This is a genomic window from Shewanella marina JCM 15074 (assembly GCF_000614975.1).
GTDB lineage: Bacteria > Pseudomonadota > Gammaproteobacteria > Enterobacterales > Shewanellaceae > Shewanella > Shewanella marina.
The window spans coordinates 154,086-168,991 of record NZ_BALM01000001.1 but is presented as its reverse complement, the minus strand read 5'-3'; the positions used below and the strand labels follow the sequence as shown (position 1 = coordinate 168,991).

Genomic DNA, 14,906 nt, shown 5'->3' with positions numbered 1-14,906 from the left:
CAACCCATCACCATTTTCATCAAAATGCCACCTTGTTTCATACTGGGTGGCATTTTTGTTTCACAACTTAACGTCTACCCTATAGAGACAACAAAGCAGCAAACAATCCAGCAATATACTCAATTCAAAATAAGTGTTTTCTCAAAATTAAAACAATCAAGAGACAGTTATCACAATTAACAAAACACACTTACATTTCACTTGTGCTGATTACTTTAGCGTATTATCTTGCAAACAAATGTTTGACAACCAAACTTTTGTTTAAACGACTTTTTACCATTAATTAATAATAAAGGTCTGAAAATGACAGATCGTGAACAGCAAATTCTGGCTCTACTCAAACAAGATCCATTAATCAGTCAGCAAAGTCTGGCTGACATCGTAGGCATTAGTCGCTCAGCAGTTGCTGGTCATATTATGAATATGACCAACAAAGGCATTATTCAAGGCAAGGGCTATATCCTCGCAGACAGTGACTATGCCGTCGTCGTTGGCGGTGCCAATATGGATATTCTAGGTCGTCCTAATAATAATTTTCTTCAAGGCGATTCTAACCCTGGCACAGTTTCCTGCTCGGCAGGCGGCGTTGGTCGTAATATTGCCGAGAACTTAGCACGTTTAGGTTCTGACACTCGGCTGATTTCTGCCATTGGTAAAGACACTTATGGCCAAGATATCTTACGCCAGTGTCGTCAAGCTAATATCGATATGCAAGCCACCTTGCAGCTCAGCGATGCTAATACTTCAACTTATCTATCAGTACTTGATGGTGACAACGATATGCATGTTGCCATTGCCGATATGGCAATTTTAGAAAGACTGACACCTGAAGTATTACTGCAACAACATGCCATCTTACAACGCGCCAATTTAATTATTGTCGACGCCAATTTAAGTGATGATGCGTTGCAGTATCTGTTTAGCAATTATGCTGACAAGCCACTGTTTGTCGATACGGTTTCCAGTGCTAAAGCGAAAAAAATCTTACCCTATTTAAGTGCTATTCATACCCTCAAACCCAACATTAAAGAAGCCCAAGAATTATCAGGTATTAGCTACCACAATCATGATGATTTACCACGTCTTGCAGCGTGGTTCCATGAGCAAGGTGTAAACCGAATCTTCTTAAGCTTGGGCGCTGAAGGGGTGTTCTTTAGTGACCATGGTCACCAAGGTTTAATGGCACCAGTAAAAGTTGAAATTCTAAATGCAAATGGCGCAGGCGATGCCTTTTTAGCCGGTCTTGCGCACAGCTACCTTAAGCAATGGTCAATTGAACAAGCGACTCAATTTGCTATAGCAGCTGCGGCAATCGCCCTTAACCATGTTGCCACTATAAATCCAAATATGTCTGAAATATCAGTTAACCGTATCCTTAAGGAGTCTGTATGTTAGAGCAGTATCTTGATATCAACCCTGAAGTTAAAGCCGCACTTGAAGCAGGCAAGCCAGTTGTTGCCCTAGAGTCGACCATTATTTCTCACGGTATGCCTTTTCCTCAGAACGTTGAAACTGCACTAAAAGTAGAGCAGATCATTCGTGATAACGGCGCAGTACCTGCAACTATCGCTATCTTAAATGGTCGCCTAAAAGTGGGTATGACTCATGAAGAGATCGAATATTTAGGCAAAAAAGGGCTAGAAGTCATTAAAACTAGTCGCCGTGATATTCCATTTATTGTGGCTAAACAAGCTGATGGTGCAACCACGGTTGCATCAACCATGATCCTTGCTGATATGGCGGGTATTAAGGTATTTGCAACAGGCGGTATTGGTGGTGTTCACCGTGGCGCACAGCAAACTTTTGACATCTCTGCAGACTTACAAGAACTGGCAAACACTAACGTAGCGGTTATCTGTGCTGGCGCTAAGTCAATTCTAGATATCGGTTTAACTCTAGAGTACTTAGAGACTCAAGGTGTACCTGTTGTGGGTTACCAAACTGCGACCCTACCGGCATTCTACACTCGTGAAAGTGAGTTTGGTGTTGATTATCAGCTTGATACTCCTGAGCAGATTGCAACGGCAATGAAAGCTAAATGGGATATGGGTCTAAAAGGCGGCATGGTTATCGCAAACCCAATTCCAGAGCAGTATGCAATGAACAGCATTGAGATCACTGAAGTGATTAACGCGGCTGTGGCTGAAATGGAACAAAAAGGCATCTTTGGTAAGGAATCTACCCCATTCCTACTAGCTAAAGTTGCTGAAAAAACGGCCGGTAGCAGCTTAACGTCAAATATTGAATTAGTATTCAATAACGCTAAGTTAGCAGCACAAATCGCAGTCAACTACGCTAAGTAATTTAGCTTGCTAATTTAGCGAATACACCCCAAGAATAAAGAGCGGCTTAGACCGCTCTTTTCATTTGCTTCAGTTTTAGACACCTCAAAATCACCGCATCTAATAACCAGATCAATACTGCAGTAAATATCACCGCAACTACAATCGAGCTAATTCGATACAAAATGGCGAATAAAGCATCATGCTGTTCAGGTTGAAATGAGTTAACCAAAGGTACGACTAAACCTGACATTGCCGAAAATCCTAAGGCTGTATTTAAACCACCCGCCATAAAAATTCGACTTAAAAAACCTAAAGCGATAACGAAGGCTAAAAAATAGAGTATTGGATTATTCGCGAGCGTATAAAGCCCAAGCTGGATCACTAATGCACAACCACATCCTATTAAGGTGCCTTTAATCCGTATTTTTGCCATGGTTTTTGAACCCACTAATGACATTGGCGACAATACAATCAGCATACTGGCTTGTGCTGATAATGAATCATTTAGGTTCAAACACTGAAACAACACAAAGATAATCATCACGGTTAAGGTACCCAAAGCCACTTGCGTAAAATCTGCTGATTGTTTGACTGAAGCAACACTCTGCGCAGCAGGCACCGCTACGGTATTGGCTTCAGGGAAAAGCCAAAACGCAAGCGCACAAAGAGGCACGGCTAAACAAGCAGCAATCACAATACCGATAATAAAATTGCTCAAATCGAAACTATTATAACTGCCAAAATTAAGCAAAATAGAGCCAATTAATATGCCTGAATAACCAAATAAAGCACTGCTTGGAAACTGCATTGCATAGCATTTATAACTCATCAACATCAGCACGGCGATGAACATCAACACAGGACTAGTTTGTAAAAAACCGATTATCAAACTGACTTCAATACCGATCGCAACAACACCTTTAAGCATCTGTTTAAAGGGACCCCACTGCCAACGATCGATAGAAGATAGAATCAACACGGGTAGCAATATGCAAAACATGCCATTGCTCCAACCCATCAACATACTGATTGCTAAACCAAGCGAAGTCGCAAACCAAATTCTAAATAGCTTCATTGCAATCCTTAGTAAATAAAGTGCAACCAACTAATCAGATGAATAGTTATCTTGCCAAAAAAGGCCATTAACGGTTGTTGTTCGTTGTAGATCACCACGGTCGCTTTAGAACCAATAAACAGCTGCTTTGGCATCGGCTTATCTAAGGTTAAATTCACCCTAACCCGCTGTGCATCTCGTACCCACCGATTGCTGACCACCACTTGGCTTAATTGGCCATTAGCCGTTTGCTGCGCAGAGGCAACGCCGTAATCACGGCTCGCTACCGTCGCCTTAAATACCTGACCAGGCAGCGCATCAAAGCTAATACCAGCTTGCATACCTTGATGCATTAAGCTGGTTGCTTTTTCACGATAATCGGCGGCAATCCACATTGAATCTAATGGAATAAAGGTCAGCAGTGGTTGCTGTGCATGGGCAAAACTGCCCTGATATAACTGCACATTCGTCACCACCCCATTAACAGGTGCAGCCACATGGGTATAAGAAAGGTTTAATTTCGCTTGCTGCAATTTATTTTCAGCTTGTTTAACACCATTACTCTGACCATGACCTTGGCCCAGCGTCAATTTTAATGATTGCAATTTTTGCTGAGCCGCTAATAAATTAGCCTGACTTTCTTGATATTTGGTTTGCGTAAGATCAAGCTGAGATTGCGATACACTGCCCGTTTTAGACAGTTTAAATAAACGCGAATATTCACGCTGACTATTATCTTTAGCAACGCTCGCTTGAGTCACATTCGCCTGCGCTGCTGCCACTTGTGCGGCCAATGATGATTCTTGTGCTTTAGCTTGTAATAAGCCAATCCGAGCCTGCTGCAGGGCTAATTTGTATTGACTGTCATCAATAGTAAAAAGTAACTCTCCCGCGTTTACGGTTTGATTATTTTTGATATGAACCGCAGTAATAAGCCCTGACACTTGCGGTGCAATTTGAACCACTTTTCCTTGTACCTGACTTTCTGTAGTCAATGGCGCTAACCTGTCTGCAAAACCAAGGTAGACTGCGACAACTATAAATAGGACAATAAGAAATTGCATCCAACGGCTAAACTTGGCTTGAGCGGCTTGCATATATGGCTCCTGAAATAAGTGGAGCCGTATTATATTTTGCGAATACTTATAAAAGTAGAGACTAATATAGGCCATATATGACCTATTTATAGGACAATAATATGAATAACCTTAATGACCTTTATCTATTTACCATGGTCGTTCGCCATCAAGGTATCAGCGCTGCGGCTAAAGCATGTAATATGCCGCGTTCAAAAGTCAGTCGCCGTATCCAAGAACTTGAAGCAAGCTTAGGTCAGGCATTATTAATCCGAACCACCCGCACCATCGAATTAACCGAAAAAGGCCAATGGTTATATCAACAAATTAATCAGTCGCTCACCACCGCAAATGAGGCTGCAACCAATTTAAAACAGCAACAAGGATTGCCTCAAGGAAAACTCAGCATCGCCATTCAACCCGCGTTTGGTACGGCGCCGCTATTTTCTGATGTGGTGGCTGAATATGTAATGCATTATCCTGATGTGGTATTAGATATTGTCCATCATCAAGGACCTATCGACCTGCGCCGCAATAATATCGACCTACAAATTTTACCCGATTATCAAGCCAATCCTTTTGATGATTATGTACAACAACAACTGCTCAAAGTTAATTATTGTATTGTCGCGTCACCACAATACTTACAACAATATGGCGAACCTAATAATATCAACGAACTGTTAAATCATCGTTTATTAGTCAACCGTTACGCCAAAACCGTATTACCAGAGCAGATCAATTTTCATCTCTATAGCGATGACATCTTGCTATTAAAAAAGCTGACCATTGCTCACCAAGGAATAAGCCTATTACCTCGGTTAGTGGTACAAGAGTTTATTGAGCAGCAACAACTGCAAGTTATCTTGCCAACACTCAACTTGAGTCATATTAATTTGTACTTGGTTTATCCATCATTACCCTATCTAAGTGAAAAAACTCGATTATTTATCAAACTATTAAGACAATACTTTAGCCAATTAAGTTGATCGCTTATGTTATAGTGGCCACTTAAGTACAGCAAAAGAGAACACTTATGCAAAAAGTTGGCGTATTTGTCGATGTACAAAATATTTACTACACCTGCAGACAAGCCTATGGTCGACAATTTAATTATCGTAAATTGATGCAGCAATTAACTTATCAATATGATGTGGAAGTGGCTTATGCCTATGCTATTGCTAGCCAAGACAATGGTCAGATAAAATTTCAAGATGCGCTGCGCCATATGGGATTTGAAGTAAAATTAAAGCCTTTTATTCAGCGTAGCGATGGCAGTGCCAAGGGCGATTGGGATGTCGGTATTACTGTCGACATTATGAGTCAAAGTCCTCATTTAGATAAAGTTATCTTATTATCTGGTGACGGTGACTTTGATCGATTACTGAGCCATATCCACCAGCATGATAATACTGACACCGTCGTTTATGGTGTCCCCAGCTTAACCGCACAATCTTTAATAAAATCATGCCAGCACTATATTGCGATTGACCCAGAACAATTGCTCTGAATATCGCCAAGTTGGATTAAATTTTATTTAACTAAGCACCTAACAACCTCAAGTTAATAACGAAAGTGATATAGTTCACATCATCAGCCAAACTGTGAACTATTCTATAAAAGATACAGTTTGAACTGTTATACCCAAATCACTTGAAATTGCACCTATTTATAAAGGAATGTCATTCCTGCATAAATGCACTTAACATTAAACTGACTTAAGTGCTTCTAAAAGTAGCAACTTCAAATAGTTTAGGTATCTATCTGTCCCGATTATTCTGAAACCATAATTCAGAATAATAGGGATAAATCACCTATCCACTTAACATGAGGTTGACGCATGTCAGTCTACAATATTATTTGTTTTCTTGCCGCTGCTGCTGTTTTTATCGGTTTTATCAATAGCAAATTCATCAAGATGCAAACTACTATCGCAATTACTGCTGGTGCGTTAATTGTTTCACTGGTTGTGGCTATTGCTGGTCATAATGGTTTACTCGCATTTGAAGCTGAAACCATTAAAGTCATCAACGAGATCGACTTCCAGAGCTTCTTACTGCAAGGCATATTAGGGTTCTTGTTATTTGCAGGTGGTTTAGGCATCAAGCTGCCACATATGAAAGATCAGAAGTGGGAAATTACTGTATTAGCATTATTTGCGACCCTATTTTCAACCTTCTTTATCGGTTTTGCTTTCTACTTTATTTGTGACCTTATCCATTTAAAATTGGATCTGATTTATTGCTTATTATTCGGTGCGCTTATTTCACCAACCGATCCGATTGCTGTACTCGCTATTGTTAAAAAGCTACACGCACCACAACGCATCTCCACTCAAATTGAGGGTGAATCACTGTTTAACGATGGTTTTGGTCTGGTTATCTTCGTGACCATTTTTACCATTGCCTTTGGTACAGAGACTCCCACCGTCATGAGTGTGACCACCTTATTCTTGCAAGAAGCGATTGGTGGCATCGTTTATGGTGCAATATTAGGTGTGGTTTTCCATTACTTAATTTGCGCCTCTAAAGATCAATCAATGGAGCAGTTACTCACACTATTAATTCCATCTGCAGGTTATGCCCTTGCTGAGGTATTACATGTATCAGGCCCACTTGCAATGGTGGTTGTCGGTATCATGATTGGTAACTGGACTCGTCAAAAAGGCTTTAGCAAAGAGAGTGAGCAGAACATTAGCCATTTTTGGGAGCTCGTCGATGAATTCTTAAATGGTATTTTATTCCTGCTTATCGGGTTAGTGATGCTGACCTTTAGCTTCCACGCTGAAGACTGGATTTTAATGGCAATTGCCATTCCACTGGTATTAGCAGGCCGTTACGCTAGCGTATTTGTCTCTTACATTGGCTTTAACCGTTTCCGTCGTTACAACCCAATGTCGATCAAAATTCTAACTTGGGGCGGATTACGCGGCGCATTAGCCATTGCGATGGCATTATCTGTGCCCGCAGGTGTGATGATTATTCCTGAAAAGAATATTGATGTACGCGAAATATTACTGGTAATGACCTACTCAGTAGTGGTGTTCTCTATTCTTATCCAAGGCTCAACCATTACCCCAATGATTGAGAAAGCGAAAAGAATAGAAGCAGAAACAGCGCAACAATCTAAATAATCGACATTGATATGTGAGTAATATTAAAAGGCAGCAAATAGCTGCCTTTTTTAGTGAATTATGCTAACCAAGTAAAAACTCGCGTGGGGACATGATGACAAGTTCAATGTCATAATTAGATCTACCGCATATATTTATCGTTATCATCAGTCGAATTTGTGACGCTCATAACGCTTCTATTTTGTCTAGCTTTTAATCGCTTTTGCTAAAATACCGTTACACTTATCAAATTATGACACCAATCTCATTGTACGCATGCATGACAAATGTATACTTCAAACCCTATGTATCTATATGACACCTTGACCTGAGACTACCTTAATGGCTTTTATCAAGCGGCTACACTCTGTGCAAAAATCGATATTGATTTTATTATGTACATTGTTCGCGATTCCGGCATTTGCTCGAGATTTAGCAGATATTCAGGCTGAAGGAGTTTTACGTCATATAGGCGTACCGTACGCAAACTTTGTGACGCAATACTCTGAAGGTAATAAGGTCATTAATAGCGGTCTTGATATTGAGTTAATGCAAAACTTTGCCCGCTATATCGGCGTACGCTATCAATTTGTTCCCGCCACTTGGAGTACAGTGTTTGGCAAGTTAACTGGCCGAAGTGCATTATTTGAAAATAACCAAGTCGTTTATGGCGCAGCTCAACCGATTGAAGGTGATGTGATGGCACATGGTGTCACAGTCTTTGATTGGCGCAGTCAGATTGTCGACTTTTCAGATTATTACTTCCCTTCTGCTGTTTGGTTAATCGCCCGTGCGGAATCACCAATCAAGCCAATTAATCCTAGCGGTTCAATGGTCAAAGATATTATTGAAGTTAAACGCTTAATGCGAGGCTTAGATGTCCTTGCGATGAGTCAGTCTTGCTTAGATCCACACCTTTATAATCTGTATGAGACTGGCGCTAATATCATCTTACCAACCAAACAATTGCAGCTGAATGAGATGGTACCTGCCATTTTAAATAATGAAGCACAAACCACATTATTAGACGTTGCCGATTCACTTATCGCACTAGAAAAATGGTCTAACGAAATTAAGGTTATTGGTCCGATTTCTGAAGATCAGCAAATGGCGGTAGGCTTTCGTAAAGACTCGCCGCATTTGCGCCAAGCATTTAATGAATATCTTAGAAAAATCAAACAAGATGGTAGTTTCAATCAACTCGTAACTAAATACTATCCAAGTATTTTCCATTACTACCAAGATTATTTTACTCAACCGCCAATTACACATTAACTTATGAATATTATGAAATGGTTTAATAGTCGAACTGCCATTATCATTGCAGGTATCTTACTGACGGGATATCTGATTTTAATTCTTGCGGTCACTAACCTAGGGCAAAGTAAATTAGAAGCATCACATAATGATGCACTTGATCTTAAAGTAAAAAATTACACAGATAACCTCAGTTTCTTTTTTGATGTTAGCCAAGAAAATATTAATAATCTCACCAAAAATAGAGCGGTGAATACTTATTTCTCTAACCTTGCATCAGGCATGTCAATCCAATATGGATTAGGATCAAGCCTCTATAATTTAAAACAGAAACTGGCCAAATTTGAACACAGTAATCAAATTGATGACGCACCGATATTCAATCGTCTAACCATTGTCGGTATGGGGCAAACCATTATTGCGGATACAGATCCATCAAAACCTTTCAATATCACCAAAATCCCATTGAAACAGATGGAACATCAACAATCTAAAATTCTCACCCTAGCAGGTCATGATGGCCCCACCATTAAGTTACTGCATACCATCTACTTCCAACAAAAACCGGTAGCGGTGTTGATTGCCGAGGTAAATAATCATGTCCTCATTCATCAGCTATCAACCCAAGAGCATGCAGGAAATAAAAGCTGCTTAAAATTGATCACTCCGGTCAGTGACATTTTGGTGTGGGATTCACTACGCACGGCTCACGATTTATCTTTAACAGGCCGACAGCCAATACGAACACCAAGCAATGCCATCTACCTAGAGAAATCAGTCTCAGGTACGCCATTTAAACTGGTGAGCTGGTTCCAACCAGTGACTGAACAAGATATTTTTACTTCAACTTGGTTTATTGCGGGGATCTCCCTATTAGCACTGCCTGTATTACTGGGGCTGTTCTATTTAATGCGAGTTAATAATGCCAACTTGGTTCTGCAAACCCAAGTGGCCGTTTCAGCCGAGCAGCAACTAAAACTAACCACTCAAAATGAGTTGTTACATGATGAAATTCAAAAGCGCAAAGCATCGGAACAAAAATTAGCTTACCAAGCCAGCCATGATGAACTCACCGGATTATCTAACCGCACCTACAGTATTGAGCGATTAAGGCAGGCCATTGCGCAATCGCAATTAAATCACACTCAAATTCTGGTGATGTTTCTTGATTTAGATAACTTTAAACAAATAAATGACACGCTTGGTCATCATGCTGGTGATACATTGTTGCAAAAAACTGGGGAAAGATTGCTTAAATCGGTACGTAAAACCGATACTGTGGCTCGACTTGGTGGCGATGAGTTTTTAATTATCATCCCTGAGTTACCAAATCAAAGTACTGCCGAAATGTTGGCGGACTCGATCTTGAGTATTTTTGAAACCCCATTTGAAGCTGAGCAGCAAGAGTTTTTTGTTTCAACCAGTATTGGTATGTCTATCTACCCACAAGATGGTCATAGTGCAGAGGAATTGCTTAAGAAAGCGGATACAGCACTCTATCGCGCTAAAGATGCTGGACGTAATGGCTTTAGTTTTTATGATGCCAGCATGAATCATGATGTATTGCGTAAACTTGAACTTAATGTGCGTTTACATCAGGCCATCAATCAAGATCAGTTTGAAGTTTATTATCAACCTATCTTGGATTTGAAATCAGGCAAAATTGTGGCAGCTGAAGCCTTATTACGCTGGAATGATAGTGAACTGGGTTTTGTACCACCGGATCAGTTTATTCCCATTGCAGAAAAAAATGGCCTGATTCACCGCCTCGGCGATATCGTGCTACATAAAGCCTGTACCCAAGCTGCTCACTGGCAAAGTATTAGTCCAATCAAAATTGCGATTAACTTCTCAAGTGTACAGTTCCGTTATTGTGAGCAATTACAACTACGCATTGTCGAAGTGCTTGCTGCAACAGGCTTACCCGCAAATAAATTGGATATGGAAGTCACTGAGAGTCTGTTAATCGAGCAAGATAATAGCCTACGCGATATGCTCGCTTATTTAAAACAGCTCGGGATTGAACTGTCCATCGATGATTTCGGGACAGGTTATTCCGCATTAAGTTATTTACAACGTTTTGCATTTTCAAAACTGAAAATTGACCGTGCTTTTATCAATAATATGATGAGCAATGAAGCCGATAGAACTCTTGTCAAAGCGATTCTGGCCATGGCGAAATCATTGCAATTGCAGGTCGTTGCCGAGGGGATTGAATGCCAACAGCAGATGGACTTTTTAATCCAACATGGCTGTGAGTTTGGTCAAGGTTATCTATTTAGCCGCCCGGTTCCAGCAGCAGAGTTTACTCAGTTATTGAGCCAACAAGCTTAATCATGCCAATCACATTAACGCTGTGATTTAATCGGAGCTTGTGAGTGTCATGCATATAAAAAAAGCCTTAACTTTCGTTAAGGCTTTTTTGTATCAAATCAATTTATACCATATTACGATATAAACGCTTCATTGATTTCACTAAGCCTTCAACATCATCTTCATTGTGGAATAGGTGCGTTGAAATACGAATAGCGTGGCTCTTCACCGTGTCATCAGGTTTTGCATAGAATGACGTAGTACGAACAATATAACCATACTCTTCACGTAGACGATCACGGAAAATCGTTAATAGCTCAAGATCGGTTTGATCATCAAATGGGTTAAATGTTGTCAAACCACTTGAAAGTTCACGAATATTAGGAGCATAGAATTTTGCAAACGGGAAACGTTCAGCCAGTTCTTCTTTACACTCTTCACTTAAATCAAGAATGTATTCTTCAATACGCTGACGACCAATCATATCCCACATCTGGCAGCAATCAGCGAGTGCTTGCTTAGCAGGGAAGTTATCTTGACCCACATACTGCATTCTTGCTTGCAGATCGCTCGATGGTGATGATGAGTTGACTAACCAAAGAGGATTTGGACGATCATTCCAGAATTCAGCTAAGCGGCTTGCGTTATCACGCACATATAAAATACCTGTAGAACCTGGGCCACACTGCCATTTATGACCAGAACCAGCATAGAAATCACAATCAATATCATGGAAGTCTAGGTTAAGCATACCAGGAGTATGTGCACCATCGATTAAGGTAGGAATACGGTTTGGAATTGCCACTTCATGACATATACGCTTAGCAGGTAATTTAATACCCGTTGTATAAGGAATATGAGAGAAAGTAATTAAACGAACGCGTGAACCATATTCAGCTACTGCATCAGCAAAAACACGTACAAAGTCATCTTCGCAAATGTCTTCTTCACCGGTAAACACTGGTAAAGCTAACTCAACGACTTCAACATTGTAACGCTCTGCAATGCCTTTTAATGGGATAACCGCACCTACGTGCTCATGGTTAGTGGTTAATACCACATCGCCAGCTTCAAACTGTAAACCATGAATGATTGAACACATACCATCTGTGGTATTTCGAGTTAGCACGAGTTCATAGTCAAATGCACCAAAACCAGATGCAACTTGCTGAGCTAAATCGATTGTTGGAGTTTGTGTACCCCAAGGGTTTTTAGAAATCATCTCATTGTTACGCTTATAATTACGTAACACATGCTCAGGAATAGATCCCGTAGTACCAACGTTCATATAAGTCGTGCGCTTATTTAGCACAAACTCTTTACGAACTTTTCGCCAAAAACGTTCTTCAGAATGATTACCACGAAGAAACTCTAGATGATGCTCGTGATCATCAGCAAGGGCCACTCCAGGAAACATCGCAGTGCCAGCACCCGCAAGTGCTAAACCTGTTGATGTTTTTAAAAAACGTCGACGATTCAAGCCTGTTACCACGTTATTATTGTTATCCATGATTTATCTCAAATAGTATGATTATTAGATGAATTGACGCTAATTAAATCGCTTCAAATCAACGTCTATATTCTCACGCCATTTATGGCGTCCTAAATATACCGATATCTACTGAGTTAATATCAAGAAAACCTTAGATTCGTGACAGCAAGCACAATTAATTATTATTGTGGTGTGATGAGCGCATTTTTATGAATGAACATATAGAACAAACTTAAAACAATTTAAATATATTCATCATTAAAGGATATATATTTCAAATATTGATAAAATAAACCACATATTTTTAATATTTAGTTGATAATGACCTATAAATAAATTTATTTAATAGGTCATTTAAGTATAAATTTAAATATAAAAATTACTTTAGCGAGTGATTAACTAAAGCAACATTGATTAAATTATCGTGAATTGGACAACGGTGACACACTAAATCAATAAAGGCTTTTTTCTTATCTGCTGATAAATCAACATCAACTGAAATCGTTAAATTGATTTGCTTAAAACCGATAGGTTCTGCAGTTTCCTGCCCTAATAAACCAGCAGTATCTAATATACCTTGAATTTTAACGTCACATTTTTTTAGATCTATTTTCTGTTCACGTGCAACCATTCTAGCGATCGACGAAATACAGCCGCCTAATGAAAATAAAAATGTTTCTAGGGGATTTGCACCTGCTTCATCAACACCGGGCTGATCAATAACAAGTTCATGCCCACGTACATTCGCCGTCACTTTCCAACCATCAGTCATATGAGTCATGACTTCTACTACTTTTTGTACCATCTCAACTACCTTTCATTAATGAGCTCGATGAGGATAATTGTGGCCATAATCTAACAATTTCAGAGGCAAGCAGTGGTTTTGAATAAACATCACCTTGAACGCTATCAACGCCCATCTCTATGACTTGTTCTAGCAGCTTATGGCTCTCAACACCTTCAATCGTCACTCGCATTCCCAAACCTTTGCCTAGCGTAATACTAGATAACAATAAATGCTGTGATCTAGGGTCAACATCAATATCCTCAAGAAACTCACGATCAATTTTGACTTCATCGACAGGTAGTTTTTTTAAATAAGATAATGACGAATGACCGGTGCCAAAATCATCAATTGCAAGACTTACCCCTAAGGCTTTTAATCCTAATAATACTGCGATTGTTTGCTCAAAATTGATGATTAATAGTCCTTCGGTTATTTCAATTTCAAATAATCTAGCAGGAAGTTGATATTGTGCGAGTTTCTGTTCAAATAACTCAACTAATGCCATATCATTCAAATCTTGGCTAGAAAAGTTAATTGCCGTCTGTACTTCAACTCCTTGCAATTGCCATTGTTGCTGTTGTTTAAATACTTGCTCTAATGCCCATAATGTCACTAAATCGATCGTACCAGCATATTCCGCCAATGGAATAAACTCCGCTGGCGATATTAACCCCAACTCATTATCCTGCCATCTAATTAATGCTTCTACTTGTAAACAACGCCCACTAATAACGTCAAGCTTCGGTTGATAAACCATATGCAATGCATCAGTCGATAATGCCTTAGCTAATTTATTAATAATCTGTAATTGTCGCATTTGATGACGTTCATCATCTTCATTGTAATAAGCTAATGCTGAACGATTTAATTTCGCTTTTTTAAGAGCACAATCAAGATGTTTAAAGGTAAGACTAACGTCAGTAATTAATTGATGAATATCAACACATCCTAATTTAACTTTTAAACTGACTGGCTGTGATTGAATATAAAAAGCTTGTTGGAGTTGCATTTGTAATTCAACTAATTGCGACTGTGTCAGTCCCTTAGGGAAATACATTAAAAATTCATCTTGCTTCATGCGGGTCAGTAATTGTGGCTTGCAGTCTAATTGCTGTAAGCGCATGGCAAATTGTTGTAATAATTGATCGCCAAAATGAAAACCAAATAGATCATTCACCAATCTAAACCGGCACATATCAACTAACACTAAACTGCCGCTATCTATCTTAAGATGTTGAGTCACCGCATGCCTAAAACCTTCGCGATTGAGTAGACCCGTTAACTTATCATGTCCCTGCTCTACTGGCAGATATAATAAAAGATCATTTAATGTTTGGTAAAAACGGCCAAAAAAAATCGGCACATAGCCCACTTTAAGGGGTTTTCTTGATTGTTTTTGCGACTGCATCTGCTTGGTTAGTTTATTGATAAAGCCATAAACGATACGGCTGCGAAAATAAAACAACAGCATGACAATGAAGAGTAAAACAATAAGAATTAAAATAATGGCCGATTCTTCCATTTAAGGTT

The 14,906-nt window shown here is 39.5% G+C and carries 12 protein-coding genes; 7 read left to right on the top strand and 5 right to left on the bottom strand.

The features are described 5' to 3' along the window. The first annotated feature begins 303 nt into the window (after positions 1 to 303). Together JCM15074_RS00750 and JCM15074_RS00745 are read left to right on the top strand one after the other, a co-directional pair. Entirely contained in the window at positions 304 to 1,395 is a 1,092-nt protein-coding gene (locus JCM15074_RS00750; RefSeq protein WP_025819380.1) for a PfkB family carbohydrate kinase, read from the top strand. Next, positions 1,389 to 2,303 carry a pseudouridine-5'-phosphate glycosidase gene (locus tag JCM15074_RS00745; RefSeq protein ID WP_025819379.1) on the top strand — a complete coding sequence of 305 codons (915 nt, stop codon included), beginning with the start codon at positions 1,389 to 1,391 and terminating at the stop codon, positions 2,301 to 2,303. Before JCM15074_RS00750 ends, JCM15074_RS00745 begins: the two co-directional genes overlap by 7 nt. Positions 2,304 to 2,349: 46 nt before the next feature. On the opposite strand, the gene JCM15074_RS00740 is transcribed toward JCM15074_RS00745, so the two are convergent. Together JCM15074_RS00740 and JCM15074_RS00735 are read right to left on the bottom strand one after the other, a co-directional pair. Next, positions 2,350 to 3,360, bottom strand: a complete 1,011-nt coding sequence (locus tag JCM15074_RS00740; RefSeq protein ID WP_025819378.1) for a DUF2955 domain-containing protein — start codon at positions 3,358 to 3,360, stop codon at positions 2,350 to 2,352. 8 nt (positions 3,361 to 3,368) lie between these two features. Beyond that, on the bottom strand, positions 3,369 to 4,436 hold the full coding sequence (locus tag JCM15074_RS00735) for an HlyD family secretion protein (protein ID WP_025819377.1): 1,068 nt from the start codon (positions 4,434 to 4,436) through the stop codon (positions 3,369 to 3,371). 101 nt (positions 4,437 to 4,537) lie between these two features. Here JCM15074_RS00735 and JCM15074_RS00730 point away from each other — a divergent pair, with 101 nt between their 5' ends. The 5 genes from JCM15074_RS00730 to JCM15074_RS00710 all read left to right on the top strand — a co-directional run bounded on the left by JCM15074_RS00730 (position 4,538) and on the right by JCM15074_RS00710 (position 11,118). Continuing rightward, on the top strand, positions 4,538 to 5,404 hold the full coding sequence (locus JCM15074_RS00730; RefSeq protein ID WP_025819376.1) for a LysR family transcriptional regulator: 867 nt from the start codon (positions 4,538 to 4,540) through the stop codon (positions 5,402 to 5,404). 47 nt (positions 5,405 to 5,451) lie between these two features. Then, the gene (locus tag JCM15074_RS00725) at positions 5,452 to 5,925 is read left to right on the top strand and encodes a LabA-like NYN domain-containing protein (protein ID WP_025819375.1); all 474 of its coding nucleotides are present in this window, start codon (positions 5,452 to 5,454) and stop codon (positions 5,923 to 5,925) included. A gap of 330 nt (positions 5,926 to 6,255) precedes the next feature. Beyond that, positions 6,256 to 7,548 (top strand): cation:proton antiporter, encoded by a 1,293-nt coding sequence (locus JCM15074_RS00720; RefSeq protein WP_025819374.1) that lies wholly within the window; start codon positions 6,256 to 6,258, stop codon positions 7,546 to 7,548. A gap of 348 nt (positions 7,549 to 7,896) precedes the next feature. After that, positions 7,897 to 8,802, top strand: a complete 906-nt coding sequence (locus JCM15074_RS00715) for a transporter substrate-binding domain-containing protein (RefSeq protein ID WP_037468839.1) — start codon at positions 7,897 to 7,899, stop codon at positions 8,800 to 8,802. A gap of 12 nt (positions 8,803 to 8,814) precedes the next feature. Then, positions 8,815 to 11,118 (top strand): putative bifunctional diguanylate cyclase/phosphodiesterase, encoded by a 2,304-nt coding sequence (locus JCM15074_RS00710; protein ID WP_234400134.1) that lies wholly within the window; start codon positions 8,815 to 8,817, stop codon positions 11,116 to 11,118. Positions 11,119 to 11,221: 103 nt separating this feature from the next. Here the strand turns inward: JCM15074_RS00710 and JCM15074_RS00705 are convergent, their stop codons facing one another. From JCM15074_RS00705 to JCM15074_RS00695, 3 genes are all read right to left on the bottom strand, one after another. Then, entirely contained in the window at positions 11,222 to 12,607 is a 1,386-nt protein-coding gene (locus JCM15074_RS00705) for an aminotransferase class V-fold PLP-dependent enzyme (RefSeq protein WP_025819371.1), read from the bottom strand. Between the two features lie 361 nt (positions 12,608 to 12,968). Then, positions 12,969 to 13,394 (bottom strand): OsmC family protein, encoded by a 426-nt coding sequence (locus tag JCM15074_RS00700; protein WP_025819370.1) that lies wholly within the window; start codon positions 13,392 to 13,394, stop codon positions 12,969 to 12,971. Position 13,395: 1 nt separating this feature from the next. Beyond that, a complete protein-coding gene (locus tag JCM15074_RS00695; protein WP_025819369.1) occupies positions 13,396 to 14,898 on the bottom strand; it encodes a putative bifunctional diguanylate cyclase/phosphodiesterase in 1,503 nt (500 codons plus the stop codon). Positions 14,899 to 14,906: the final 8 nt, after the last annotated feature.

Coding starts and splice junctions, on each gene's coding strand:
- JCM15074_RS00745 (WP_025819379.1), top strand. CDS start 1,389: ATGTTAGAGCAGTATCTTGATATCAACCCTGAAGTTAAAGCCGCACTT.
- JCM15074_RS00705 (WP_025819371.1), bottom strand. CDS start 12,607: ATGGATAACAATAATAACGTGGTAACAGGCTTGAATCGTCGACGTTTT.
- JCM15074_RS00725 (WP_025819375.1), top strand. CDS start 5,452: ATGCAAAAAGTTGGCGTATTTGTCGATGTACAAAATATTTACTACACC.
- JCM15074_RS00750 (WP_025819380.1), top strand. CDS start 304: ATGACAGATCGTGAACAGCAAATTCTGGCTCTACTCAAACAAGATCCA.
- JCM15074_RS00700 (WP_025819370.1), bottom strand. CDS start 13,394: ATGGTACAAAAAGTAGTAGAAGTCATGACTCATATGACTGATGGTTGG.
- JCM15074_RS00730 (WP_025819376.1), top strand. CDS start 4,538: ATGAATAACCTTAATGACCTTTATCTATTTACCATGGTCGTTCGCCAT.
- JCM15074_RS00735 (WP_025819377.1), bottom strand. CDS start 4,436: ATGCAAGCCGCTCAAGCCAAGTTTAGCCGTTGGATGCAATTTCTTATT.
- JCM15074_RS00740 (WP_025819378.1), bottom strand. CDS start 3,360: ATGAAGCTATTTAGAATTTGGTTTGCGACTTCGCTTGGTTTAGCAATC.
- JCM15074_RS00720 (WP_025819374.1), top strand. CDS start 6,256: ATGTCAGTCTACAATATTATTTGTTTTCTTGCCGCTGCTGCTGTTTTT.
- JCM15074_RS00710 (WP_234400134.1), top strand. CDS start 8,815: ATGAAATGGTTTAATAGTCGAACTGCCATTATCATTGCAGGTATCTTA.
- JCM15074_RS00695 (WP_025819369.1), bottom strand. CDS start 14,898: ATGGAAGAATCGGCCATTATTTTAATTCTTATTGTTTTACTCTTCATT.